The organism is Paenibacillus sp. WC2504 (assembly GCF_052682475.1).
Genome location: NZ_JBQZFH010000001.1, coordinates 2,569,323 through 2,593,527 on the forward strand (window position 1 = coordinate 2,569,323; position 24,205 = coordinate 2,593,527).

Annotated in this window: 17 protein-coding genes and 1 riboswitch; of the genes, 13 read left to right on the top strand and 4 right to left on the bottom strand. The window is 45.6% G+C overall.

The window, feature by feature from the left end; translation table 11 throughout:
• Positions 1-212 precede the first annotated feature (212 nt).
• The 4 genes from ACUN27_RS11255 to ACUN27_RS11270 all read right to left on the bottom strand — a co-directional run bounded on the left by ACUN27_RS11255 (position 213) and on the right by ACUN27_RS11270 (position 4,815).
• Positions 213-1,235, bottom strand: a complete 1,023-nt coding sequence (locus tag ACUN27_RS11255; RefSeq protein WP_445558909.1) for an ABC transporter substrate-binding protein — start codon at positions 1,233-1,235, stop codon at positions 213-215.
• A 494-nt stretch (positions 1,236-1,729) separates the two neighbouring features.
• Positions 1,730-2,737, bottom strand: coding sequence for a TIGR03943 family putative permease subunit (locus ACUN27_RS11260; protein ID WP_445558910.1), 1,008 nt, complete (start codon positions 2,735-2,737; stop codon positions 1,730-1,732).
• A gap of 25 nt (positions 2,738-2,762) precedes the next feature.
• On the bottom strand, positions 2,763-3,776 hold the full coding sequence (locus tag ACUN27_RS11265; protein WP_445558911.1) for a permease: 1,014 nt from the start codon (positions 3,774-3,776) through the stop codon (positions 2,763-2,765).
• A gap of 19 nt (positions 3,777-3,795) precedes the next feature.
• A complete protein-coding gene (locus ACUN27_RS11270) occupies positions 3,796-4,815 on the bottom strand; it encodes a CobW family GTP-binding protein (protein WP_445558912.1) in 1,020 nt (339 codons plus the stop codon).
• A 288-nt stretch (positions 4,816-5,103) separates the two neighbouring features.
• Here ACUN27_RS11270 and ACUN27_RS11275 point away from each other — a divergent pair, with 288 nt between their 5' ends.
• From ACUN27_RS11275 to ACUN27_RS11335, 13 genes are all read left to right on the top strand, one after another.
• Entirely contained in the window at positions 5,104-5,811 is a 708-nt protein-coding gene (locus ACUN27_RS11275; protein ID WP_445558913.1) for a metal ABC transporter ATP-binding protein, read from the top strand.
• Positions 5,757-6,644, top strand: coding sequence for a metal ABC transporter permease (locus tag ACUN27_RS11280; protein ID WP_315955340.1), 888 nt, complete (start codon positions 5,757-5,759; stop codon positions 6,642-6,644). The genes ACUN27_RS11275 and ACUN27_RS11280 overlap by 55 nt, the downstream gene beginning before the upstream one ends.
• A gap of 39 nt (positions 6,645-6,683) precedes the next feature.
• Positions 6,684-7,628: a metal ABC transporter substrate-binding protein gene (locus tag ACUN27_RS11285; protein ID WP_445558914.1), complete on the top strand. Its 945-nt coding sequence runs from the start codon at positions 6,684-6,686 to the stop codon at positions 7,626-7,628.
• Positions 7,629-7,643: 15 nt separating this feature from the next.
• On the top strand, positions 7,644-8,882 hold the full coding sequence (locus ACUN27_RS11290) for a GTP-binding protein (RefSeq protein WP_445558915.1): 1,239 nt from the start codon (positions 7,644-7,646) through the stop codon (positions 8,880-8,882).
• A gap of 214 nt (positions 8,883-9,096) precedes the next feature.
• A complete protein-coding gene (locus tag ACUN27_RS11295; RefSeq protein WP_445560617.1) occupies positions 9,097-10,629 on the top strand; it encodes an ABC transporter substrate-binding protein in 1,533 nt (510 codons plus the stop codon).
• On the top strand, positions 10,617-11,645 hold the full coding sequence (locus ACUN27_RS11300; RefSeq protein WP_445558916.1) for an ABC transporter permease: 1,029 nt from the start codon (positions 10,617-10,619) through the stop codon (positions 11,643-11,645). Before ACUN27_RS11295 ends, ACUN27_RS11300 begins: the two co-directional genes overlap by 13 nt.
• Positions 11,642-12,469, top strand: a complete 828-nt coding sequence (locus ACUN27_RS11305; protein ID WP_445558917.1) for an ABC transporter permease — start codon at positions 11,642-11,644, stop codon at positions 12,467-12,469. Before ACUN27_RS11300 ends, ACUN27_RS11305 begins: the two co-directional genes overlap by 4 nt.
• A gap of 33 nt (positions 12,470-12,502) precedes the next feature.
• Positions 12,503-13,420, top strand: coding sequence for an ABC transporter ATP-binding protein (locus tag ACUN27_RS11310; protein ID WP_445558918.1), 918 nt, complete (start codon positions 12,503-12,505; stop codon positions 13,418-13,420).
• Complete coding sequence (locus ACUN27_RS11315) at positions 13,413-14,015, top strand: ABC transporter ATP-binding protein (RefSeq protein WP_445558919.1); 603 nt, start codon at positions 13,413-13,415, stop codon at positions 14,013-14,015. Before ACUN27_RS11310 ends, ACUN27_RS11315 begins: the two co-directional genes overlap by 8 nt.
• 147 nt (positions 14,016-14,162) lie before the next feature.
• A complete protein-coding gene (gene glyA, locus ACUN27_RS11320) occupies positions 14,163-15,410 on the top strand; it encodes a serine hydroxymethyltransferase (RefSeq protein ID WP_315955333.1) in 1,248 nt (415 codons plus the stop codon).
• Between the two features lie 81 nt (positions 15,411-15,491).
• Positions 15,492-16,037, top strand: coding sequence for an NUDIX domain-containing protein (locus ACUN27_RS11325; RefSeq protein ID WP_326062227.1), 546 nt, complete (start codon positions 15,492-15,494; stop codon positions 16,035-16,037).
• Between the two features lie 26 nt (positions 16,038-16,063).
• A riboswitch (cobalamin riboswitch) is annotated at positions 16,064-16,263 on the top strand.
• A gap of 168 nt (positions 16,264-16,431) precedes the next feature.
• Positions 16,432-22,458, top strand: a complete 6,027-nt coding sequence (locus ACUN27_RS11330; protein WP_445558920.1) for a DUF4430 domain-containing protein — start codon at positions 16,432-16,434, stop codon at positions 22,456-22,458.
• Between the two features lie 99 nt (positions 22,459-22,557).
• Entirely contained in the window at positions 22,558-24,195 is a 1,638-nt protein-coding gene (locus tag ACUN27_RS11335) for an S-layer homology domain-containing protein (RefSeq protein ID WP_445558921.1), read from the top strand.
• The last annotated feature ends 10 nt before the right edge of the window (positions 24,196-24,205 follow it).

Consider the following 24,205-nt stretch of genomic DNA (forward strand, 5'->3'; position numbering starts at 1 on the left):
ATTGATTTCGGGGAATACTATCATTTATTGCGTGAAAAGCGGAAAAGAAAGAGAACCTGTTTACCGGATAATGTTCGCTAGAAAAATGATATCCAAGTTGGATTAGAAAATTGTATGAAGTATTGCCTGCAGCATGGTTAAATTCTCCTTTCACATAAAACGCAACAAAAAAAGAAGCTCGGATCTATGATCCAGCTTCTTTTTTCATTTCATTACTTTTTAAGAAAATACTTTTCCAGGTCATCAAGCAGTAAGTTAGCCGCTTTAATGCCACCGGCTGTATTCCAAATGGCGTCGCTAACATGTTGAACATTACCTTTTTTAACTACATCTAAATTTTTCCATAGAGGGTCATTGAGCCACTCCTGCTCAATTTTGCTGCCTTCGCCTTTATCATTCTCATAGGTGAAATAGAAAAGCACGTCGCCGTTCATATCTGGAATTCGTTCTTTTTGCACATCATCTGCGAACTTTTCTTGATCTTGCGGTGCTGGACGCTGGAAGCCAAGCTTTTTCAATACAACGCCAGAGAATGTATCTTTCATATAAATCCGAACTTTACCCGGCATGAAGCGAACGATGGATACTTTGGTGTTGAGTTTGTCTCCAGCTTTTTGTTTGAAAGCCGTAATGCGATTCTCGAAATCACCGATGATTTTATCGCCTTCGGCCTTCTTATTCAAAGCTTCCGCGTACACACGATAGTTAATTTGCCAATCGCCCATAAGCTTTTCGGAAAATACTGTTGGCGCGATAGCAGACAGTTGCTGATAGACCTTCTCTTGACGCAATTTATTGCCGATGATGAGATCTGGTTTCAGGGAAGCAATCAATTCCAAATTGGGCTGATTCTCGTCTCCTACGACTGTAACACCTTGCATGTCAGCCTTAATATGCTCATACCAGTCACCCGTGCTAGTAAAAGATTTCACAGCGCCGACAGGTTTGATACCCAGGCTTAGAACGGCCTCTGTTCCTTCGTTCGTCAGAACCACGACCTTCTTAGGTGTTCCTGTTATTTTCGTTTCACCCATGGCATGTTTTACGGTGTATGCTGTAGAGCTGCTCGGTTGTGCTGATGGTGAAGGTGCAGGCGAATTGCTTGCTGCTGCCTTATCAGTGGTTTGGGATGTTGTTGATTGACCACAACCTGCCACAATGAGCACACATGCTGTGATAAGAATTAGCGCCATACTCCTGAAACTGCGGAACATCTGGACATTTCTTCGTAACATTAATCTCTATACCCCCTGATGATGAATAAAATGAGAATGATTATCATTTTCGTGTTTAATTCTATTCATATAGGGTCAGTTTGTCAAGGTACAATTGGTGAAATCGGCCTGACGGATCAAGCCTGCGCGTGGGGGTGACCGCCGCCATACGCCGAAGAAGTCATGCACGCCTAGGATTCGCGCGCGTTGGGAAAAAGGCGATGGTCATGCATCGCTTGCCAGAGCAGAGTTGTGCCTGATAACCAGCAGGGGAAGGGAACTTGAGGGCGCTATTTTGCTTAAAACTGTCCATTTGGTTCTGCTAAGGGAACTGTGGTTCACTATTTCGCCGTTGCGGGCGGAAATTCGGGGGATTGGGGCGAAATAAGACCCTGTAGTTCTCCACCAATTCGCCGAATCGTGATTTCGCCTTAATAAGTGACTGGAGTTCCCCTAAAAACCGGGCAGGGCAAGATCGCTCATTGAAGTTCCTTGAGCGGGCAGAGCAGGATCAATCATTGGAGCTCCTTCAAAGGTTCAAAATTAGGATACACATACGGTGAGCTAGGTGCTTCGATTTTATCAATTTGCGTGGCCTTGATGATGAAAATATCATTGCCATTGTAGCTGCCATTTTGAACAGTTCCCGTGACCTTGACCCACATGTCTTTGGGGTAAGTCGCCGCAGTGGGGAAGTCAATCATAACGCCGTAAGGAGTCGCATCCGCGGAACAACAGCTAACCGCAAAGCGGCCAACGACAAACTGGTTGCTGGCCATATTGTCTTCCCGATAAACGAAGCCGGTGAGCTCAATTTTTTTACCGATAAAATTGTTTTTGAATAAGTCGATCGAGGAGAGGATCTCCATATAAATTTCCGGTTTCACGACGATGGTATCCTTTTTATAAAGGATCATGCCGATTTTGGAAAAGTCTTCGTCCCACTCCTTATCGGCTTGAAATAATTTCTGTAAGTCCGCATCCGTGTTTGCGGGAGCCGGCATTTCCGTGCTCGAAATGGAGGGAGCCGCTGCAGGGGCTGGATCCGTCGCTATTGTCGCTGTCTCTGTCGTTGCTTTCGATGTTGTTGTCCCTGTAGTCGTAGTCCCTGTCGTCGGTGCCGCCGTTGTCGTCGTAAGACTCGATTTGGAAGCGGAGAGATTCATCCCTTTGGCAGCGACCATCGTACTGCTCAAGGCCGTATCCGGCAGCGCAAAACCGATGAACAGCGGCAAAATCAAAAGTCCGTACGCCAGCGTATTCCGTAATACGGAGCGGGAAACGGGCTGTTCGCATTCACAGGTGACAGGCTTTCCCCAGTAGGCGCGTAAGGCCATGTAGCCTTGAAAACAGGCAATGATATACAAAACAACGGAAGCTATTTTCACGTAGATCATCATGCGCGGCGCAATGTAATACGTAAGGGCACCTGATTTGAAAAGGATCACAATATAGCTTGAGAATCCCAGTAAAATTGCTGTGCGTAAGAAATAATGAAAACTGATGATGCGAGCTTGACTCAATTTTATTCCTCCTCGGAAGCCAATTTTATAAGAAGTGTTGAGCGAGCAGCGAGCAGCTGAGAACCGTAATGACAATCAAAACCGAAAGCAGGAAGACAAATTTAGATTTGAAAATGGAAAGCAGCATGAGCGTGCTTTTGAAATCCAGCATGGGCCCAAATACCATGAAGGTTAGCAGAGATCCAGACGTAAACGAAGTCTGAAAAGAGGAAGCGACGAAGGCGTCCGAGGTTGAGCATAGCGAAAGAATGTAGGCAAAACCCATCATAAACACATGGGAACTGATCGGACTTTGACCAATGGCAAGGAGGCTTTCGCGCTGCATAAAGATTTGAATCAGAGCCGTAAGCAGGGAACCGAAGATCAAATATTTGCCCATTTCGAAAAATTCATCAGAGGCATGTACGAAGAAGGTGTTTACTTTGCTTACGAAGCCGCCCCCTTGATGTGAATGCCCCTCCCAATTAGCTTGATTTGAGAAGTTAGCGCGGCTGTTGCGCAGTGGATTGCTTTTGACTAATCGATAGAGGACGAGTCCGATGATAACAGCGGCGGCAAAAGCTAGTCCTATGCGGGAATAGGCCATAGCAGGGTGATTTCGAAAGGCCATGAAGGTGGCTGCAAAAACAATCGGGTTAATAATGGGGCCGGTCAGGATGAAAACAACGGCTATGTAAACAGGCATTCCTTTGAGAATAAGCCTTCGTACGACAGGGATCATACCGCATTCGCACATGGGGAAAAGGATACCTAGCAAGCAGGCAAACAGGATGCCGAGGATAGGGTTCTTTGGAATAAAGAGACGAATCGTTTGTTCGGATACAAAGGTTTGAAGCAGCGATGAAAGCAATACACCTACCAATATGAAAGGGATGGCCTCTAATAGGATACTAATAAAAAAAGTTTTAAATGCTTGCATGGACGTCGTTTGCAGGATTTCCGGCAGCGATACATTTTTGTTCCAAAAGATAAGGACCAGGAGGAGGAAGATTAGGGCGGTCATAAGGTGCATACTCTTGCGAAATATGGTGTTCGGCATTAGAAAAGGCTCCTTCCTGTTATCTCGTTTGAGAGTCATTCAGCCGTTTTTTCCAGTCATCCTCGAGCAATTGTACGTCCAAATCAAGCCCTATGAGAACCAGATAAGGAGCTTCTTGATACGCAGCAGGTTGCCAAGTCGTACGTTTGCCTGCAAACTGCAGCAGGAAAGCTTCGCGTTTGGTGCCAATTCGTAAATAGCCTTTGGCGCGAAGCAGCGATTTTCCCCATTTTCCCAGGTAATGCTCCACAAGACTTTGAGTGACAACAACATCATGTCCAATTGAAATGGCAAGTGTTTGAACACGTGAGAAAGAAGTAGTGTGCTTGGAAGCTGTCCGCGGTTCTTGTACAGCTTTGACTACGCGCATGTTTATACTTTTACTCAAAGTAGGTGTGGTTGGGGGTTGCGGTTGTCTGGATGGGAGGCTGCCGAAAAGCTTGTCTAAATCCAGTTGACTGAATGTCGTAGGCAGAAACAAGGCTTGACTGTTGAATTTACGAACGGTTTTCTCGATAGATTTTAGCTGCTTGTCTGAGATGAGATCGATTTTGTTCAGAAGAAGAAGGTCGGCAACTTCTATCTGTCTTCTAAGCGTATGGACGAGCTCGCGATCTGAAGCAAAAATACTGTTGTAATCAAGCACATGCTCGGCGTCAAGAACCGTGATGGTCGTGTGAAGTTTTACATGAGGCAGCAGTGCCGGTTCTGCTAATGCATCGACGATTTCTTCGGGGTTAGCGACACCGGTCAACTCAATGAGAATGACATCCGGCTTACGAGCGACTAGTTGTTTGAGCGAATCTTGGATATCGCTTTTTTTGGTGCAGCAGATGCAGCCATCCAGCAGTTTAGCCAGAGGAAGGTGTGGAGAAACATCCAACAGAAGATGCCCATCGACATCCTGTTTCCCTAATTCATTCATTAGAACCGCTGGCATGAGGTGATAGGCGGCAGCTTCTCGGAGCATGCGCAGAAGCAGAGTCGTCTTACCGCTGCCTAGAAATCCACTCAGTATGATCACGGGTACTTTATTCATAAGGAGATTCCCTTCTCTTTTAAATGTAATGTTTACGAATTAGATTGTAGTACAAATAAGGAATAGCCGCAAGATATGCTTTTAAAATGAAAGAAAATGAAAAGGCAAGAAATAAGCATCTGTTCATTTCGGTGTTGACAATGTCATTTTAACAAGCTATATTTGTCGAAGTAATAGTAATAATTACGATTTAATGATTCGGTTGCCATCACTATTACATGTATAAGCAGGTTCATCTTTTTTTATTAACGATTATTCGTAATTTTTACATGTAAGGAGGATTCACATATGTTAGTGGCTTCTTTAAAAGAGGTGGAGTTCGGATATAACGATATTCCCTGCATACAAGATGCGAATGTCGAGATTCAATCCGGCGAGTTTGTTGCGGTTACGGGTCCCAATGGCGCAGCGAAGTCAACCTTGCTTAAGCTCATGTTGGGCTTGCTTGAGCCATGGAAGGGGAGAGTGTTCCTGTCATCAGCAAATGAAGAGGGCAAGAGGCTGAGAGTGGGCTATGTATCGCAGCAAATCTCGGCGTTTAATAGCGGATTCCCAAGCACAATCCTGGAGTTTGTCCGTTCAGGCAGATATGCGAGCGGCTCCTGGTTCAGGAAGCTGTTGAAAGAAGACGACCGCTTGACGGAGATTGCGCTGCGGCAGGTGGGCATGTGGGATTTGCGGAAGCGCAAAATCGGGGAACTTTCTGGCGGACAGAAGCAGCGGATATGCATCGCGAGAGCCCTCGCGCAAGAGCCGGATCTGCTTGTACTAGATGAGCCTACGACAGGCATGGATCAAGATAGCCGGTGCGGATTCTATCAGCTTATGCATCACCAAGTCAAAGTCCACGGACGCACAGTCATTATGGTGACCCATAATCTTGAAGAAGCAGCCCCTTATCTCAATCGAATCATTGAACTTGAAAGAAAGGAGGATGGCGGATGGAAATGCTGCACTACGACTTCATGCAGCGGGCATTTTGTGCCGGTGGGTTAATCGCGATCATGGGTTCCATTCTCGGGGTGTATCTGATGCTTCGAAGACAAGCGCTCATGGCAGATATGCTCTCGCATGTCTCCTTGGCGGGTGTAGCGGGAGGGGCTTACTTACATATCAACCCTACTTTATCCGGATTTGTTGTGGCAACTTTGGGGGCAATCGCTGTTGAATATGTGAGAAGGTCCTATAAATCCTATAGTGAAATTTCAGTTGCCATCATCATGGTTGGCGGCTTGTCTTCCGCTGTCATCATCATGAGCCTTAATCCAAGTGTAAATAAGGGCTTTTCCGCCTATTTATTCGGTTCCGTCGTTGCCGTCAATGAAATAGAGCTGCTGCTCATGTTCCTTGTTGCCATCATAGGCGGTCTTTTCTTCTTCGTATTTCGCCGACCGTTGTATCAAATTACGTTCGATGAAGATACAGCGAAAACGAATGGATTGCCGGTGAGGTGGATTTCCCTTGGCTTTAGTGTTTTAACGGGTATGATCGTGGCCGCTGCCATGCCTATTGTTGGCGTGCTCCTCGTATCCGCGCTTATTATACTTCCAGCGGCATTAGCAATCCGGATTGCGCCTAGCTTTGTTTCATCCCTTTTTATCGCCATGGGGATTGGTTTGGTTGGTGTTTTTTCAGGCCTTACAGCTTCCTATGAATTAAGTACACCGCCTGGAGGAACCATTGCGATTCTTTTATTAATCGTGTTAATCACCGGCTTAAGCATCAAAAAGTTGATCATAAAGTTCAGCAAAGTCAGCGGCCGAAACAATCTTCAAGCCGAACAAGCGGCATTCAACGCTATGCTTCCATCTTCACAGGAGTCTGCTTGATGCTCATCATCTCATACCTATTTGGAGGAATAAACGACAATGAAAAAATCATGGATAGCAAAATCACTCGTATTCACAGCTGTATCAACACTCATTTTATCAGGCTGCGCAGCCCAGTCGTCGGGCACTGGCAAACTTAACGTCGTCACTACCTTTTATCCGATGTATGAATTTACCAAGCAAGTAGCCGGGGAGCATGCGGACGTCATCGCTTTGATACCCGCTGGTGCAGAGCCGCATGATTGGGAGCCGAGCGCCAAAGATATGAAGAAAGTGAGCGATGCCGATGTGTTCGTGTTCAATGGGATCGTCGAAGGTTGGGCCGAGCAAGCACTTGCGAGTGCAGGTAATTCGAAGCGGGTTGTTGTGGAAGCCAGCCAAGGCATCGCGTTGATGGAAGGGTTGCCGGAAGAAGAAGAGGAGCACAAAGAGGAACACAAGGAGTCTGCTGACGGTATAATCCTTGATCCGCATGTGTGGCTAAGCCCTGCCCTCGCTCAAAAAGAAGTGGAGTCCATTGTGGCTGGGTTGACCCAAGCGGATCCTGCGCACAAAGAGGACTATCGGAGGAATGCCGATGCTTATATCGCGAAGCTCAAAGCCTTAGATGAATCCTTCCGTACGGGTCTCAACAATGTGAAACAGAAAGATTTCGTAACACAGCACGCCGCATTCGGTTATTTGGCCAAAGAATATGGATTGACACAGGTGCCAATCGCAGGACTCTCGCCGGAAGAAGAGCCATCACCGGCTAAAATGGCCGAAATCATCGATTTTGCCAAACAAAATCAAGTCAAAACGATTTTCTTTGAAACATTGGTTGATCCGAAAGTGGCCCTGACGATTTCCAAAGAAATCAATGCGAAAACGGATGTGCTGAATCCATTAGAGGGCTTGACGGACGAAGATAAGAAGCAAAATTTGGACTACATCGCGATAATGACCAAAAACCTGGAAGCACTCAAGAAAGCTTTGAATGAATAGGAATGGAGAATGAATATGTCAGATCATAAAACGGATCATAAAGAAGATCATAAAATACCCGTTACGGTTTTGAGCGGGTACTTGGGAGCCGGTAAGACCACATTGTTGAATCATGTTTTACATAATCGGGATGGCTTGAAAGTTGCTGTTATTGTCAATGATTTAAGCGAAGTGAATATAGATGCCGGGCTTATTCGTGAGGGGAATGGGCTGTCTCGGACGAATGAGAGTCTAGTTGAAATGTCCAATGGCTGCATTTGCTGCACGTTGCGGGACGATTTGCTGAGGGAAGTTGAACGGCTTGCCAAAGATTATACATTTGACTATATCCTGATTGAGTCAACCGGTGTCGGCGAACCCCTACCAGTAGCTCAAACGTTCACCTACATCGATGAGGAACAGGGAATAGATCTTTCCCAGTTTTGTCGATTGGATAGCATGGTGACGGTTGTAGATGCCTATCGGTTCTGGACGGATTATTCCTCAGGCGAAACGCTGCTGGAACGGAGTCAAGCCGTTGGGGATGACGACACCAGAGAAGTGGTGGATCTGCTGATCGATCAAATCGAATTCTGCGATGTGTTGATTATGAATAAATGCGACATGTTGGAGGAAGAGGAGCTGAATGAGCTGGAAGGCGTTCTTCGTTTGCTGCAGCCAAGAGCCAAGTTAATTCGCTCTGTTCATGGGCAAGTCGCACCAGCGGACATTCTTAATACGCATCTTTTTGATTTTGAAGCGGCTAGCACGTCTGCGGGCTGGATGAAGGAGTTGGCGAAGGAAACGCATATTCCTGAAACCGAGGAGTATGGTATTTCTTCCTTTGTGTACGAAAGAGAGCGGCCTTTCGAGCCTTCGCGGCTGATGAGCTGGATGGCAGATTGGCCTGCAGAGATCGTGAGAGCCAAAGGAATCATGTGGCTGGCTACCCGAAACGATCACGCTCAAAACTTGAGCCAAGCCGGCCCTTCGGTTCGGTTCGGTCCTGCAGGGTATTGGATAGCCGCGCTTTCGGAAGAGGAAAGAGAAGCTATTCTCGAGGAGGAAGTTGACCAGATCCCGCATTGGGATGCCACCTACGGGGACCGAATCAATAAGGTTGTGTTCATTGGGATAGAGATGGATCGGGAAGATATTACGGCTTCGCTCGATGCCTGTTTACTAACTGAGGATGAGATGCGTAGCGATTGGTCGCTATTTGAAGATTATTTGCCAAATGCTGTTTTGGAGCTTGAGGATGCTAAGGAAGCCTAGTTGGGGAGGGAACTAGGGTCCGCTATTTCTCTGAAAAGGTACACTTTCCAGAAAATTCGATGAAATGAATAATGACTAGTCGTCATTTTTGTGCTACTATTTCAATTAATCGTGCTACTGCACACGTGAACATTGAAAGGTGGGAATGAAAATGAAACATCGACTAGTCATTTTTTTGATTCTGATGGTCACCATGAATTGGATTAGCGGCTGTATGGTAGAGAAGCCAAAACCGGCGGCAGAGGCAAGCAAAAAACAGCTCGTTCTAGCTATTGGCGGAGAGCCGGAAGCCGGGTTTGATCCAACAACGGGGTGGGGGCGATACGGTTCGCCACTTTTCCAAAGTACCCTGCTTAAGCGGGACAGCAATTTGAATATCACAAATGATCTGGCCACGGGTTATGAGGTTAGCCCAGACGGCTTGATCTGGACCGTGAAGCTGCGCAAGGATGTCAAGTTCAGCGATGGTCAACCGTTAACGTCAGCTGATGTCGTATATACCTATCAAACCGCTGCGTCGAGCGGATCTGCCATTGATCTGAGCAATGTCAAACGTGCAGAAGCTCCTGACGACGCAACGGTCAAGTTCACACTGAAAGAACCGCAATCGACGTTTACCCAAATGCTTGTTTCAACCGGCATTGTCCCCAAGCATGTCCACGGCAAGGATTACGCCAACAAACCGATCGGCTCCGGTCCTTACAAATGGGTCCAATGGGATAAAGGGCAGCAGCTGATTGTTGAATTGAACCAAGACTACTATGGGAAAAAGCCGTTTTTCGAAAAAATCACCTTCCTTTTCCTAGGGGAAGATGCCGCTTATGCAGCAGCCAAAGCGGGAACAGTGGATATGGCTGCGATTCCTGCGGCATTTAGCAAGCAAACCGTGAACGGTATGGAGTTACAAACAGCAGCAACCGTGGACAATCGAGGCATCATGTTTCCTTATGTAAAATCCGGAGAGAAGACGAAAGACGGTTACCCAATTGGCAACGATGTCACAGCGGATGTAGCGATTCGTAAGGCAATTAATCTAGCGCTCGATAGAAAAGCGTTGGTTCAAGGCGTTCTAGAAGGTCACGGCACTCCCGCCTATACCTTAAATGATGGCCTTCCTTGGTTTAATCCTGAAGCCGTTTTTGCTGACGCCGATATGAACGCAGCGAAGAAAATACTCGCTGATAACGGTTGGAAGGATACCGATCATGACGGCATTGTTGAAAAAGGAACACTGAAGGCAGTGATCAATTTGCTTTATCCTTCTAGTGATGTCACACGACAATCGCTCGCCATTGCATCGGCAGATATGCTAAAACCTCTGGGCATTCAAGTGAAAGCCGAAGGCAAAAGCTGGGATGACCTCGAGAAGCAAATGCACGCGAATCCTGTTATTTTTGGATGGGGAAGTCAAGATCCCTTGGAGATGTATAACGTTTACAGCAGTAAATATGGTGGAGTGGACTATTATAACCCGGGGTACTACAGCAACGCGAAGGTTGAAGGATATATGAGTCAAGCTTTAAAAGCAACGAACGAAAAAGAAGCATGGGGCTTTTTGAAAAAAGCGCAGTGGGATGGTGAAACCGGGTTAAGCACGTTAGGCGATGCACCTTGGGCATGGTTGATTAATCTGGATCATTTGTATTTGGTGAGAACAGGACTTGATATCGGCAAGCAAAAAATCCATCCGCACGGACATGGCTGGCCGGTAACTGATAACATCGAGGAATGGCAATGGAAGTTATAAAGCGTGAATCATCTAACTTGGCAAAGGTAAGCCGGATTCTGGCTCCCTTCCTTTTACGAAAAGGACTAGGGTTAATCTTGCTTTTACTTGCCGTGAGCGCTGTTTCGTTTCTGCTCGTTCACTTCTCACCCATTGATCCGGTTCAGGCTTATGTTGGTGCCGATATGATGAAGGTAAGTGCTGAACAGAGAGAACTGATCATGCAGTATTGGGGACTGAATGAACCGCCGGTAACGCGGTATTGGAACTGGCTGTGCGCTGTGGCAAGCGGTGATTTAGGAACGTCAATGATTTATAGGAGGCCCGTGCTCGAAGTGATTGGCGAACGATTTGCTGCCTCTCTTGCTTTGATGGGGATTGCTTGGGTTCTATCCGGCATTATCGGATTTGTTTCCGGTGTTCTAGCTGCTATGAATCGGAATACATGGATCGACCGAATGATTCGCTGGTATTGTTATACGCTATCCTCGACGCCTACTTTTTGGATTGGCTTGCTGTTTATGCTCGTTTTTGCGGTATGGTTGGGATGGCTGCCTGTCGGTCTGGCAGTTCCTGCGGGGGTTACTACTGAAGAAGTCAACCTGCTTGATCGTATCCGTCATATGCTGCTTCCGGCATTGACACTCAGTGTAACCGGAGTTGCAGCAATCGCTCTGCATACGCGAGAAAAACTAATTGATATTACAAACAAAGAGTATTGGATATTTGCAAGAGCAAGGGGGGAGCGGGGCTTTCAAATCTTTTGGAGACATGGGCTTCGGAATGTGGCCCTGCCCGCAATCACGCTGCAATTTGCTTCATTCAGTGAGCTGTTTGGTGGAGCCGTTCTTGCTGAGCAAGTATTTTCGTATCCTGGACTCGGGCAAGCAGCAGTGGAAGCAGGGCTCCGAGGCGACGTTCCACTTTTGTTAGGCATTGTTTTGTTCAGTGCTGTGTTCGTATATTCAGGAAATGTTATGGCTGATATGTGTTATCGCCTGATTGATCCCAGAATGAAAGAAGGCGGTAAAACATGAGATGGCTGAATGATCGTCACAAGCTTGCGTTAACTTCGGTTGCTGCTGTACTTGTTTTACTTACCATTTTCGCGATGTCTGTAGGTATGGATTCCTCAGGCCTGTCTACCAGCTTGGCCCAGCGTAATTTCGCGCCGTCTGTCGCGCATCCTTTTGGGACGGACTGGTTAGGAAGAGATATGTTAACGCGCACGATCAAAGGATTGGCGCTTAGCCTTGGGGTCGGTGTTGTTGCTGGAGCTTCAAGCGTCATCATAGCGGGAATTATGGGGCTTGCGGCAGCCGTTATGGGCAAAACAGTAAATCGACTTGTGAGTTGGCTGACGGACTTGTTTCTCAGCGTCCCTCATCTTGTAACGCTGCTATTGATTGCTTTTGTTGTAGGTGGGGGGGCCAAAGGCATTATCATCGGTGTCGCACTAACGCATTGGCCTAGTTTAACGAGGGTCATACGTGCTGAGGTGATGCAGATCCGTTCGGCACCGTATGTTTCCATATCGCGTAATTTCGGAAAATCCAGTTGGTGGATTGCGACAAGACATATCGTCCCGCATCTGCTGCCCCAGCTTTTGGTCGGGCTTATTCTAATCGTGCCGCATGCCATTTTGCATGAGGCTGCCGTTACCTTCATTGGGATGGGACTTTCCCCGCATGAGCCGGCGATTGGCATTATTTTATCCGAATCTATGAGGTATTTATCTTCCGGCATGTGGTGGCTGGCGTTGTTCCCTGGTTTGTGCTTGCTTCTGTTGGTTCGGGCTTTTGCCATGTTGGGAGAGAATTTGAAGACGTGGGTAGACCCCAGACGTGCACATGAGCATTAAACATTTTAAGCTTGGAAAGAGGGATTCGGTTTTATGTTGGAAGTCAGTGAACTTTCGATCAGCTTTAATACGTTGGACCGACACTTTCGCCCTAAAAAAATGGAAGCCATTCATAAATTGGAGCTTTCGATTGATGCCGGAGAAATTCTAGCTGTCGTAGGCTCCAGCGGTTCCGGCAAAAGTCTGCTAGCTCACGCCATCTTGGGTATACTTCCCGGCAATGCTCAAGTTACGGGGACAATTCGCTTTAAAGGCGAGAAACTGACCGCTGGAAGGCAGGCGGGATTGCGTGGGAAAGAAATCGCGCTTATTCCTCAGTCTGTACAGTATTTGGATCCCTTAATGCGCGTCGGCGATCAAGTGAGACAAGCGGTTCGGCGAGGAAATCCCGCCGAGCTTCAGCGGAAAGCTTTTAGTAAGTATAAGTTATCGGACTTTGTCGCCAAGCTGTTTCCCTTCCAACTTTCCGGAGGTATGGCGCGAAAAGTTCTCGTCTCAACCGCTACTGTAAGCGGAGCTCAGTTGTTGATTGCGGATGAGCCTACTCCAGGCTTGGATGCGCCTTCTATGAGTGAGACCTTAAGCCGATTCAAGCAGCTGGCTCAGGAAGGTTGTGCGGTCATGTTAATCACACATGACATTGAAGCTGCTTTAACGGTAGCCGATCGCATTGCTGTGTTGTATGCCGGGACCGTAGTTGAAATTGCACCCCGCAGCGATTTCACAGGAGATGGGCAGAGGCTGCGGCATCCGTATACACAAGCGTTATGGAGAGCGCTCCCGGGTAACGGATTTATTCCTTTACCCGGGGCTCAACCGCTGCCGGATGCTTTGCCGGCAGGGTGCGTTTTTGCTCCACGCTGTTCTATGGCCACTTCGGAATGTGAACGGCAAGCTCCTGAATCGCGCATTGTAAGAAGCGGAAGGGTTAGGTGCATACACAGTGATTGAGGGAAAATCTTTGGGGTATCGTTATGGGAAAGAGGCGTGGGTGTTTCGTGACCTCGATATTCAATTAGAAGCCGGAGAGATCGTAGGACTCATCGGGCCAAGTGGTTGCGGGAAGTCCACGCTAGGGCAGTTACTTGCAGGTCATGTGGGACTGCAGGAAGGGCATGTAAGTGTGGACGGTGTTCCACATAGGAAGGTGTCAAGGAACCCTGTCCAATTAGTGCTGCAGCATCCCGAGCAAGCGGTTAATCCGAGGTGGAAACTGCGGAGAACTCTTCAGGAGTCAGGTATGATGGACCCTGTTATGCGCTCGGAATTATCGATTGAAGACCCATGGTTAGATCGCTATCCGAACGAGTTGTCCGGCGGGGAGCTGCAGCGGATTTGTGTAGCGAGAGCGCTAGGGCCGGAAACACGCTATTTAATAGCGGATGAGATGACCACCATGCTAGATGCTATTACACAAGCGCAAATCTGGCGTACGGTGCTGCGATGGGCTGAACGGCAGCGTGCTGGCGTTTTGGTGATCAGTCATGAGCGGGAATTGATTGAGCGGTTGTGTGGACGGGTGATTCGCTTTCCTTCAATTCGCTAAACTGCACAAATTAACGGGAAATATTTCCTCTATCTCTTGCTGATATAGCCATTAACTATATCTAGGTATAGCTAAATCCAGTTACTCTATAGCCACAGCTCTATGGTATCTTCTTAATAACAAAACGATGCTAAGGAGCAATTGACTGTGGAGCAATTACGTAAACAAGACCCTAAAATTGTTGAGGCAATGAATCTGGAGATCGGCCGTCAACGTGACAAAATTGAATTGATTGCTTCTGAAAACTTCGTCAGCGAAGCTGTTCTTCAAGCAATGGGAACGGTTCTAACGAATAAATACGCAGAGGGCTATCCAGGAAAACGCTACTACGGCGGATGCGAGCATGTCGATATCGTTGAGGATATCGCGCGTGATCGTGCAAAAGAATTATTTGGCGCAGAGCATGCCAATGTGCAGCCGCACTCCGGCGCGCAAGCCAATTTGGCGGTATATTTAGCTGCTCTGAAACCGGGAGATACCGTTCTTGGTATGAACTTGGCGCATGGCGGTCATTTAACACATGGAAGTCCTGTTAATGCCTCGGGTATTTTGTATAACTTTATTCCTTATGGTGTTAGAGAAAGCGACGGGCTTATTGATTACAACGAGGTTCGCAAATTGGCATTCAAGCATAAGCCTCGTATGATTGTGGCTGGTGCCAGCGCATATGCACGCATTATTGATTTTGAAGCATTAGGTGAGATAGCTCATGATGTAGGAGCTCTGTTCTTTGTGGACATGGCCCATATTGCCGGGTTAGTTGCCGCAGGGTTGCACCCTAGTCCTGTGCCGCACGCTCATTTTGTAACTACAACTACGCATAAAACCCTTCGCGGACCCCGCGGCGGTATGATTCTTTGCCGCAAGCCTTGGGCTGCAGCGATTGATAAAGCAGTATTTCCCGGAACGCAAGGCGGACCGTTGATGCATATCATTGCCGCTAAAGCCGTTGCTTTTGGCGAAGCGCTTCAACAAGATTTTAAAACGTACGCTCAAAATGTTGTTCTCAACGCTAAAACGTTATCAGAACAGCTTTTAGCAGAAGGTGTCAATCTTGTTTCGGGAGGTACAGATAACCACCTGATGCTGATCGACCTGCGTAGTCTGGGTATCACCGGTAAAGAGGCGGAACATTTACTGGATGAAGTAGGAGTAACGGTGAATAAAAATGCGATTCCTTTCGACCCTGCGAAACCGATGGTTACAAGCGGAGTTCGCATCGGAACTCCAGCTGTTACCGCCCGTGGCATGGATCAAGAAGCTATGAAAACAATTGCCAAAATTGTGGCGTTAACTTTGAAAAATCCTACGGACGAAGCTGTGCATAACCAAGTACGGGGAATGGTCAGTGATCTGACAGCGCAATTCCCATTATATCCAGGGTTGAGCTACTAAATTTAAGTTTACATCTGGGCCAAGTATTTGATCTTTGGATCAAATACTTTTTTTATTATTAGAAAAAAAGTTGGTGGCATAGTGAAGTATGAATTTCCAGGTGCTTTACAGAATCAAAAGATTATTTTATCAAAGGAATGTCTCATTGAAGAAGCTAATTGTGTCCTGATTTGTGCATTTTATCAAGGTCAATTGGTTCTTGTTCGACATCACAGCCGGGGGTGGGAGTTGCCTGGGGGAATGAGAGAGAAGAGTGAGTCCGTTCTTCAAACGGTTCGAAGGGAGATGCAGGAAGAGGCTGGAGGAGAGCTCGATGCGATCGAGAGAATTGGGCAATATCTAATTTTTGAAAATGATCATCTAGTATTTGTGAAAAATATTTATATTTCCACGGTCCGTATTCTTGGAGCGCTCCCGAGCGGATTTGAGACGGATGGTATCATGCTGGCAGATGCTATTCCGAAGCAAGTTGAGATTATGAATGATCACACATTTAGTCCTTATATGAAGGATAATGTCTATATGATTGTTTCTGAGTGGATAAAGGATCATCGGTTTATTAGAGATAGTTTCAAGGCTTGTCCTGAATGCTATGAAATAAATTATGAAGTAGACAAAACGAAATAAACGATATAACATTAGCGATGACAAAATATAATATGCTAAATGAGGGTGCAAGCATACGATTTGGATGCTTGCTTAAAAGGGAAGTTCGGTCAAAGCCGACGCGGTCCCACCACTGTAATTGCCGAGTAACTCTTTCATATGCCACTGACTTGTTCACGAGATTGGGAAGGCGAAAGAGAAGCGATGACGCATGAGCCAGGAGACCTGCCTTTATTTATAGTATGTTACTAATTCTTTGGGGGTGGGAATTAGCAACAAAAAATTATGCTAAGGCATAATTCTTACTATGACACATGTTATTTGTGCGTACTGATGGATGTACAGCCACCCTAGTTTTTTAGGGTGGCTTTTTTGCGCGGTTGTCCAAATTTGGTAGGAAAGAGGAATGACAAGAATGAGTCATCGTTATGCTTCAAAACCGATTATTGCACTTTTTATGTCTTTTGTACTCTTATTTTCTTCGCTGGGGGTTTTGGCAGGACCGAGCAGTCAAGCTCTTGCCAGTACAACAGGCCCAAGTTCAATCCGCGAATGGTTGCCAGCACCGGGGCAATTCGTTAACGAGACTGCTTGGGGAGGAACGGGCGATATTAACTCGAAGTGGACGAACACGCCCGGTTCTACGGGAGTCTCCCTCGGTTCTTTTGGAGGAAGCGTCGTCTACAAATTTGATGAGCCGATCCAGAACAATCCCAAAAATCCGTACGGCGTGGATTTCACTGTATTTGGAAATGCCTTCGCTGGTAACGAAGAACCTGCCGGTGTGGCTGTAGCACAGGACGATGGGACAGGTAATCCGGGCCCGTGGTTCTATATTGCCGGATCCGAGCATTACGAAGACAGTACAATTTGGGATTATAGAGTTACTTATACGAATCCCGAGCCGGATTTTACTAGCCCTAATGGTGTCAATGTGCCATGGGTTGATAATCAGGCAGGCAGTGGGGAAGTAAAAACAAATGCTTATCATAAACATGCATATTATCCGATACCTGCAAATTACCCCAATGCCCCATCGGATTTTAACAGCCAATCGTATACTTATTCCGGTGTGAAAATAAATGTTAGAAAAAATGCTTTCGGTTATCCCGATACGCACGCGAACGGCAGTGCTCCCTATGATGTTCCTGCTAATCCCTATCTAACGACGCCAGTCAAAGGTGACCCTATCGATATTAGCTGGGCTGTTGACAGTGCTGGCAAACCTGTTAATTTAACGAATGTTAGCTTTGTTAAGGTTTATAATGCAGTTCAAATAGACGGTGGTGCCCTGGGTGAAATAGGTGCCGAAGTTACTTCTCTGCAGAAGGTATCCGTCAATGACGCGGTTTATGAAACTGACGATCTTTCAAGCATCGTATTGTCAGGGGTTGGTGCTGACGTAACGAAGCAAGTTACCGTTACTTCTGGTGTTTATGTCTATGAGGATATCCGAATCAATGCAGATAAAATTAAGGTTACGGCTAACGGCACAGCAAGCCAAATTTTCGTCAATAATAAAAGCGGTACTTCAGGTACATTAATTGACAAAGAAATTACATTGAGCGCAAATAAGGCTAAGATCGTTAGAGTTATTGCTCAAGAAGGCATAAATACCCCTAAGATTTACTACTTGAGTATTATAAAAGAGGCCAATAAAACGGCGTTGAATGCCTCGATTACTGATGTCGAGAGCATGACAAAAGGTAATTATTCAGACACGAGTTGGCAAGCGCTGCAAAATAGTTTGGCAGCAGCCAAACAAGTGGCTGCCGACAGTACGGCAATCCAAGATCAGGTTGACGTCACGTTAGCTAATTTGCTAGCAGCCGTGCAAGGCCTGCAAAATAATGCTCCTCCTACAATTTCGGTTTCTGTCATCTTAAATGGTTTCAGCGCAGCAGCTGGAAAAATAGTTAACTTAGCTAAAACAGACACTGTTGTTGAAAATGGCTCAACAGCTGCAGCTGCGATTCAAAAAGTACTAGATGCAAATCAGATCTCCGTTGTTAATGCAACTGGGAATTACATCACGAAAATAGGCGATTTGGCTACAGGTGATGGTGGTACCAAGAGTGGTTGGATGTATTTGGTCAACGGGCAATTTGCCGATGTTGGCATCGCGGATTACAAATTAAAAAGCAGTGACGTTATCTCACTTGTTTACACAGATGACTATGAGCAAGATATAACAACAACAGCCAATAAAACGGCACTGATTGCAAAAATTGCTGAACTTGATGCATTGCAGCAGGGCAATTATACTGATGCGAGCTGGCTTGTATTACAAAACAGCTTAACTCTCGCGAAAGCAGTATCTGCAAACAGTAATGCTATTCAATATCATGCAGATAGTGCATTAGCAAAAATAAGTGAAGCCTTTCAAAACTTAGTCACAACAACAGGTCCGGTGGATCCACAGACGATTGCTGTTTCATTTACTTTGAATGGCATTAGTGCTGCTGCTGGTAAAAGTGTCACTTTGCCGAAAACAACTATAAATATTGAACCAGGTCATACGGCAGCTTATGTGATTGAGAAGGTTTTAAATGAAGCAGGTATTTCCTTTGTCAATGAAAATGGTGCCTATATCTCAAAGGTTGGAGATTTGGCTGCATTTGATGGGGGGCCAAACAGCGGTTGGTTGTACTCCGTTAATGGCGTAGATCCGGATGTTGGAATTGCCAGCTACGTACTAGACCATAACGCCGATATCGTGCTTCGCTATACGGATAATTACTTGGATGAATATCCGCCAACAACGCCGGGTAATATTACGGTTTCTATCATCGTAAATGGTTTCAGCGCAACAGCTGGAAAAATCGTTAACTTAGCTAAAACAGACACTATTGTTGAGGAAGGCTCAACAGCTGCATTTGCCGTTCAAAAAGTATTAGCTGAAAAACAGATCTCCGTTGTTAATGCAAGCGGGAATTACATCACAAAAATAGGCGATTTGGACACAGGTGATGGTGGTACCAAAAGTGGCTGGATGTACTTGGTCAATGGCCAATTTGCCCTTGTTGGCATCGCGGATTACAAATTAAATAGCGGTGACATCATTTCACTTGTTTACACTGATGATTATGAACAAGATATAACAACAACAGCTAATAAAACGGCACTGAATGCAAAAATAACTGAGCTTGATGCTTTGCAAAAGAGCAACTATACCGATGCAAGCTGGCTTGTACTGCAAAATAGCTTAACGCTTGCAAAAGCAGTTTCCGCAAATATCGATGCTATTCAATATCATGTTGATAGTGCATTAGCAAAAATAAATGCAGCCTTTCAAAACTTAGTCACAGCAACAGTTCCGGTGGATCCAAATGACCCATCCGGCGGTCAGCCTTCAGCAGGTGATATTCAAGCGGCAATTAACGCTGCTTCTAATTATTTTCTCTCCAAACCAAGTGGGGTAAGCTCAGACTGGAGCGCGATCGGTTTAGCTCGCACGGGTTCTAAGCTTTCTATAGCGTATTATCAAAAACTAGCCGATAGTGTTTCAAGTTCCAAAGGTGACTTTAAATTAGTTACTGATCTTGAACGGACGATCCTTGGTATAACGGTTACTGGCGGTGACGCTTCCCAAGTTGAAGGTTATAACCTGATTGAGAAATTGTACAGTCACAGCAATATGACATCGCAAGGCATCAATGGTTTAGTCTTTGCTCTACTGGCACTCGATTCCAAAAATTATTCTGTACCGGAGAATGCCGATTGGACAAGGCAAAAAATCATCAATCAAATTATTTCTAGACAGAATCAAGACGGAGGCTTTGTTTTAGGCACTGGTAAAAGTGATCCTGATATTACTGCGATGACCTTTACTGCTTTAGCTCCGTATGCGAACAACCAAGCTTTAGTTCAGGCAGACACCCTTACAAAAGCAGCTAATTGGTTGTCACTGAACCAACAATCCAATGGGGGCTATCTTTCATATGGAGTGGATAGCAGCGAAAGTGTCTCTCAAGCCATTATTGCACTAACCTCGAATAATATAGATCCAGCAAGTGCGAAGTATGCAAAAAATGGCGTCAATTTACTTGATAAATTATTCAAATTCCGTTTGCCAGATGGCAGCTTCTCGCATGCAATGCAACTTCGATCGAATGCAATGGCTACGGAACAAGCACTTCAAGCGTTAGCTGCCTATAAGATTTTCAAAGAAGGCCATGGAGAACGGTTGTATGACTTCACCAAATCCCTGCCTGGGTTGGAGGATCCGGCACCTATTCAAGTGCCCCTACCAAGTGGTGATCAGCCTAAAGTAGTTATTCCATCTGATAATCAGAACTATCTCATTCCCATAACGAGTGCAGATGCAAATAAATTAGTTACGGTGGAAATTCCAAAAGATAGTCATTCAAAAGTCCGATTGGATTTGCCAACAGGAACAAGTTTGCCAAGAATTGAGGCAGTCAAAGGTGATCTATCTGTTGTTATTCCAGCAGGTGCGCAGATTACCACCGGTCAATCATCCGCATTGGAACTGATTACTACCAATGATACATCGGATGCTACATTGAAAAATGCTTTGAATGCGGTAATTTCTAGCGGGAAGAAGCTCGATACGGTGTATCATGCGATTACCCTCGGGGGCAATGATCGCATAGAATTTGATCAATTTGTAACACTGGTTATAGCGGGTATGAAAGGGAAAGAAGCTGCCTATATTCAGAATGGATCAACGAAATCAATCCAGAGGTTCTCGAGTGACGCTGAGGGATTGGCTAGCGGTAAAAACGAGTATGCATACGATAGTGGTAGTGACCTTATCATTAAAACGAAGCATTTTACAGACTTTGTTGCGTATACTACGAGCGATGTTACTACTGGTCCAGGGAATGGCGGTGGGGGCACTACTCCGCCAGCAACAAAGCATGTAACGCTTTCAGTAGATAAACTGACAATTAATAAAGGCTATGTGGTTTCTGAAACTAGTGTAGAACTGAAGACTGGTGATACGGCTTGGAGCGTATTAAAAAGAGTTCTCGAAACACGCGGAATCAACTACAGCGCTATATGGAATGAAGATTACGGCAGTATATATGTTCAATCTATTAGCGGCGATGGTGAGTTTGACCATGGTTCTGGAAGCGGATGGATGTATAACGTGAATGGGACATATCCAAATGTCGGTGCAAGTGAAAGTACACTGCAAGATGGCGACACCGTCCAGTGGCGATATACAACGAATCTTGGGGCAGATTTGGGGCAAGACAATAGCCAATGGCCAAAGCCTCCTGTACCTGTAACTCCAGCGTCATCAACGACAGTCGGCAATAAAACAGTCTTTGATATTCCAGCAGATCTTAAACAAGATTACACGGTTAACATCTCTGCTGATTTAAAAGGTAAAGATCTCATCACAATCAAAATTCCTGATGTAAAATCGAGAGTGCTTCTTAATCTTGGGGAAGTAAAGGACAGCATTCCGGCAATTACTGCGATTAAAGGCGATATTACTCTTTCAATCGATAAAGGCACAGTACTCAAATCAGGAGATCACAATGTCGAGCTGCTCACATCCATTAATACGGATGATACAAGTGTTCTGAATCTTGTAAACAATAGCCTAAATAACGGTAGCACAAAGTTAACGAAAATAAACCATGCGTTTGCTATGGGTAAAGCGGATCAATCCGTCCTGTTCGATAGGCCGCTTACGTTCATCATCAAAAATGGTAAAGGACAACTTGCCGGGTACATTGAAGAAACGAAGTTTACGCCAATCGAGATCTATGAGTCGGACACTCAAGGCATGGAAGCAACAAAAGGCAAAGAGAAGATTACTTACGCGTACGTGAAAGATCAAGATTTGATTATTAGAACGAATCATTTCACAAGCTTCCTGTCCTACACAGTAGGTGCCAAGGATACTGAAACGACACCGGTATTTGATCTGAAGAACCTTTATACAGATTCAAGTTCTATCTCAACTTGGGCCATCGACGCAATTAAAGAAGCCACTCAGAAAAAGTTTATCGAAGGCAACGAAGGTAAATTCTCTCCACAAGCTGCCATTACAAGATCAGAATTCACCAAAATCCTGGTCAATGTGCTGGGTCTAGAAATCAAGAAAGAGAATGCGATTCAATTCCAAGATGTGTCTCAGAATGACTGGTTCTACCCTTACGTGAATACGGCTTATCAAGCTGGCATAATCTCTGGGTACGACACCGAGCATTTTTATCCAAATGAGAAGCTTACACGTGAACAGATGGCAGTTATTATCGCCAATGCGCTAGCTCTTCCAAAAGCAGATCAGAATTCTGGTATTGAAGACATGGAGCAAGTATCCGATTGGGCTAAATCCAGTGTTCAGACCATTATGGCTAATGAGCTAATGACGGGTTGGAATAATCGCTTCCAGCCTGGTGATGAAGTTACAAGAGAAATGGCCATTGTTGTGGCTATGAGAGCTTATAAAAAAAGATAGTACAGAACGATAGCTTGCAGCATGCATGGAGAAGGAGCAGAACAATTTCTGCTCCTTCTCCAATATTTGATTTGAAATATTGGGGGGAGAACATTGAGAATGATGAAGAAGCTTTCGATTCTACTTCTTATTCTTTGTCTTTATTTAAGTAGTTCGATTCAAGCTTTTGCAGCGGATCAAGCAGAGATTTCTCAGGTAGTTACTAACACAGCATCCTATCTGACGAAGACCGTTTCAGAGCCGCATGTAGGATCCATAGGTGGAGAATGGGCAGTTATAGGGCTGGCTCGCTCTGGATATTCAGTCCCGCAGCATTATTATGACGATTATTACAAAGTGGTAGAAAAGTATGTCAAGGAGCTTGGCGGCGTTTTGCATGACAAGAAATACACAGAGTATTCGAGAGTGATTTTAGCTTTAACCGCTATTGGCAAAGATCCCTCCAATGTAGCAGGCTATAACCTGTTAGAGCCTTTAGGGGATTTCGACAAAACGAATTGGCAGGGCATTAACGGTCCGATTTTCGCTCTTATTGCCTTAGATTCAGGGGAATATGAGATACCTGTGAGCAAAAACGCGAAGACTCAAGCGACTAGAGACATGTATATCGACGAAATCTTGGCAAGACAGTTGACGGACGGGGGATTTGCTTTGTCCGGTACCACAGCTGACCCTGATGTGACGGGTATGGCATTGCAAGCTCTCGCCAAATATCAAAGTAAGGAAAAGGTAAAAGCAGCAACGGATAAGGCCGTTGAAGCCCTATCCAACATGCAGAACAACTCGGGGGGTTACGCTACCTGGGAAACCGAGAATTTGGAAAGCGCGGCGCAAGTTCTCATGGCTTTATGTGAGCTTGGCATCCGCCCAGATGATCGCAGATTTACTAAAAATGGTCACAATCTTATCGACAACCTGTTAAGTTATTATCGAGAAGGACGGGGATTTCTGCATACAACTGACGGCAGCGGCGAAAATCTGATGTCCACGGAGCAGGCATTTTATACGTTGGTCAACGTACAAAGAGTAGATGCAGGGAAAACTAGTCTTTACGACATGACAGATGTCAAAAAGGGCTCCCAGACGGATGCTGGCAACGAAACCAAATCTCCGGAAAACGGAGGATTGCCGAATAAAAATAAAGATGTTAAGCCGAGCGTCATCACTAATGCAGGTAAAACTTTTACGGATATTCAAGGGCATGTCAATCAGAAATCCATAGAAGCGATGGCTGCCAGAAATATGCTTAACGGCATAACGGACACCCAATTTGCACCGGATCAAACGATGACAAGGGCTGAATTTGCTGCCATTGTAACGAGAAGTCTAGGCTTGACACCTAAGGCAGCGTCAGTTTTTAAAGATGTTCCTGCAGATAGCTGGTATGCACCCTATGTAGGCACGGCTTACACCTATAACCTAATCCAAGGAACTTCAGAGGATACATTTACACCAGAACAAACAATTACCCGGCAGGAAGCTGCTGTGATGGTTGCTCGTGCGGCCAAACTTTGCGGCCTGGATACGAATGTACAGGACATCGAAATCCGAGATATGCTTGCTCAGTTTACGGATTATACGAAAACGGCAGAATGGGCAAGAGCAAGTCTAGCGTTTTCTTATCGTGAACATATTTTGTCCCAAGAAATGATAGAGATACAACCTGAAGCGGCAGTAACGCGCAGTGAAGTGTCAGATATGTTATATCATCTATTAATGGCATCTAAACTTTTGTGAAACAGGTGAT

Excerpts from the sequence above, each read along its gene's own strand:
- ACUN27_RS11300 (WP_445558916.1), top strand. The coding sequence starts at position 10,617 with ATGGAAGTTATAAAGCGTGAATCATCTAACTTGGCAAAGGTAAGCCGG.
- ACUN27_RS11255 (WP_445558909.1), bottom strand. The coding sequence starts at position 1,235 with ATGTTACGAAGAAATGTCCAGATGTTCCGCAGTTTCAGGAGTATGGCG.
- ACUN27_RS11285 (WP_445558914.1), top strand. The coding sequence starts at position 6,684 with ATGAAAAAATCATGGATAGCAAAATCACTCGTATTCACAGCTGTATCA.
- ACUN27_RS11280 (WP_315955340.1), top strand. The coding sequence starts at position 5,757 with ATGGAAATGCTGCACTACGACTTCATGCAGCGGGCATTTTGTGCCGGT.
- ACUN27_RS11335 (WP_445558921.1), top strand. The coding sequence starts at position 22,558 with ATGATGAAGAAGCTTTCGATTCTACTTCTTATTCTTTGTCTTTATTTA.
- ACUN27_RS11265 (WP_445558911.1), bottom strand. The coding sequence starts at position 3,776 with ATGCCGAACACCATATTTCGCAAGAGTATGCACCTTATGACCGCCCTA.
- ACUN27_RS11330 (WP_445558920.1), top strand. The coding sequence starts at position 16,432 with ATGAGTCATCGTTATGCTTCAAAACCGATTATTGCACTTTTTATGTCT.
- ACUN27_RS11270 (WP_445558912.1), bottom strand. The coding sequence starts at position 4,815 with ATGAATAAAGTACCCGTGATCATACTGAGTGGATTTCTAGGCAGCGGT.
- ACUN27_RS11275 (WP_445558913.1), top strand. The coding sequence starts at position 5,104 with ATGTTAGTGGCTTCTTTAAAAGAGGTGGAGTTCGGATATAACGATATT.
- ACUN27_RS11290 (WP_445558915.1), top strand. The coding sequence starts at position 7,644 with ATGTCAGATCATAAAACGGATCATAAAGAAGATCATAAAATACCCGTT.
- ACUN27_RS11305 (WP_445558917.1), top strand. The coding sequence starts at position 11,642 with ATGAGATGGCTGAATGATCGTCACAAGCTTGCGTTAACTTCGGTTGCT.
- ACUN27_RS11310 (WP_445558918.1), top strand. The coding sequence starts at position 12,503 with ATGTTGGAAGTCAGTGAACTTTCGATCAGCTTTAATACGTTGGACCGA.
- ACUN27_RS11295 (WP_445560617.1), top strand. The coding sequence starts at position 9,097 with ATGGTAGAGAAGCCAAAACCGGCGGCAGAGGCAAGCAAAAAACAGCTC.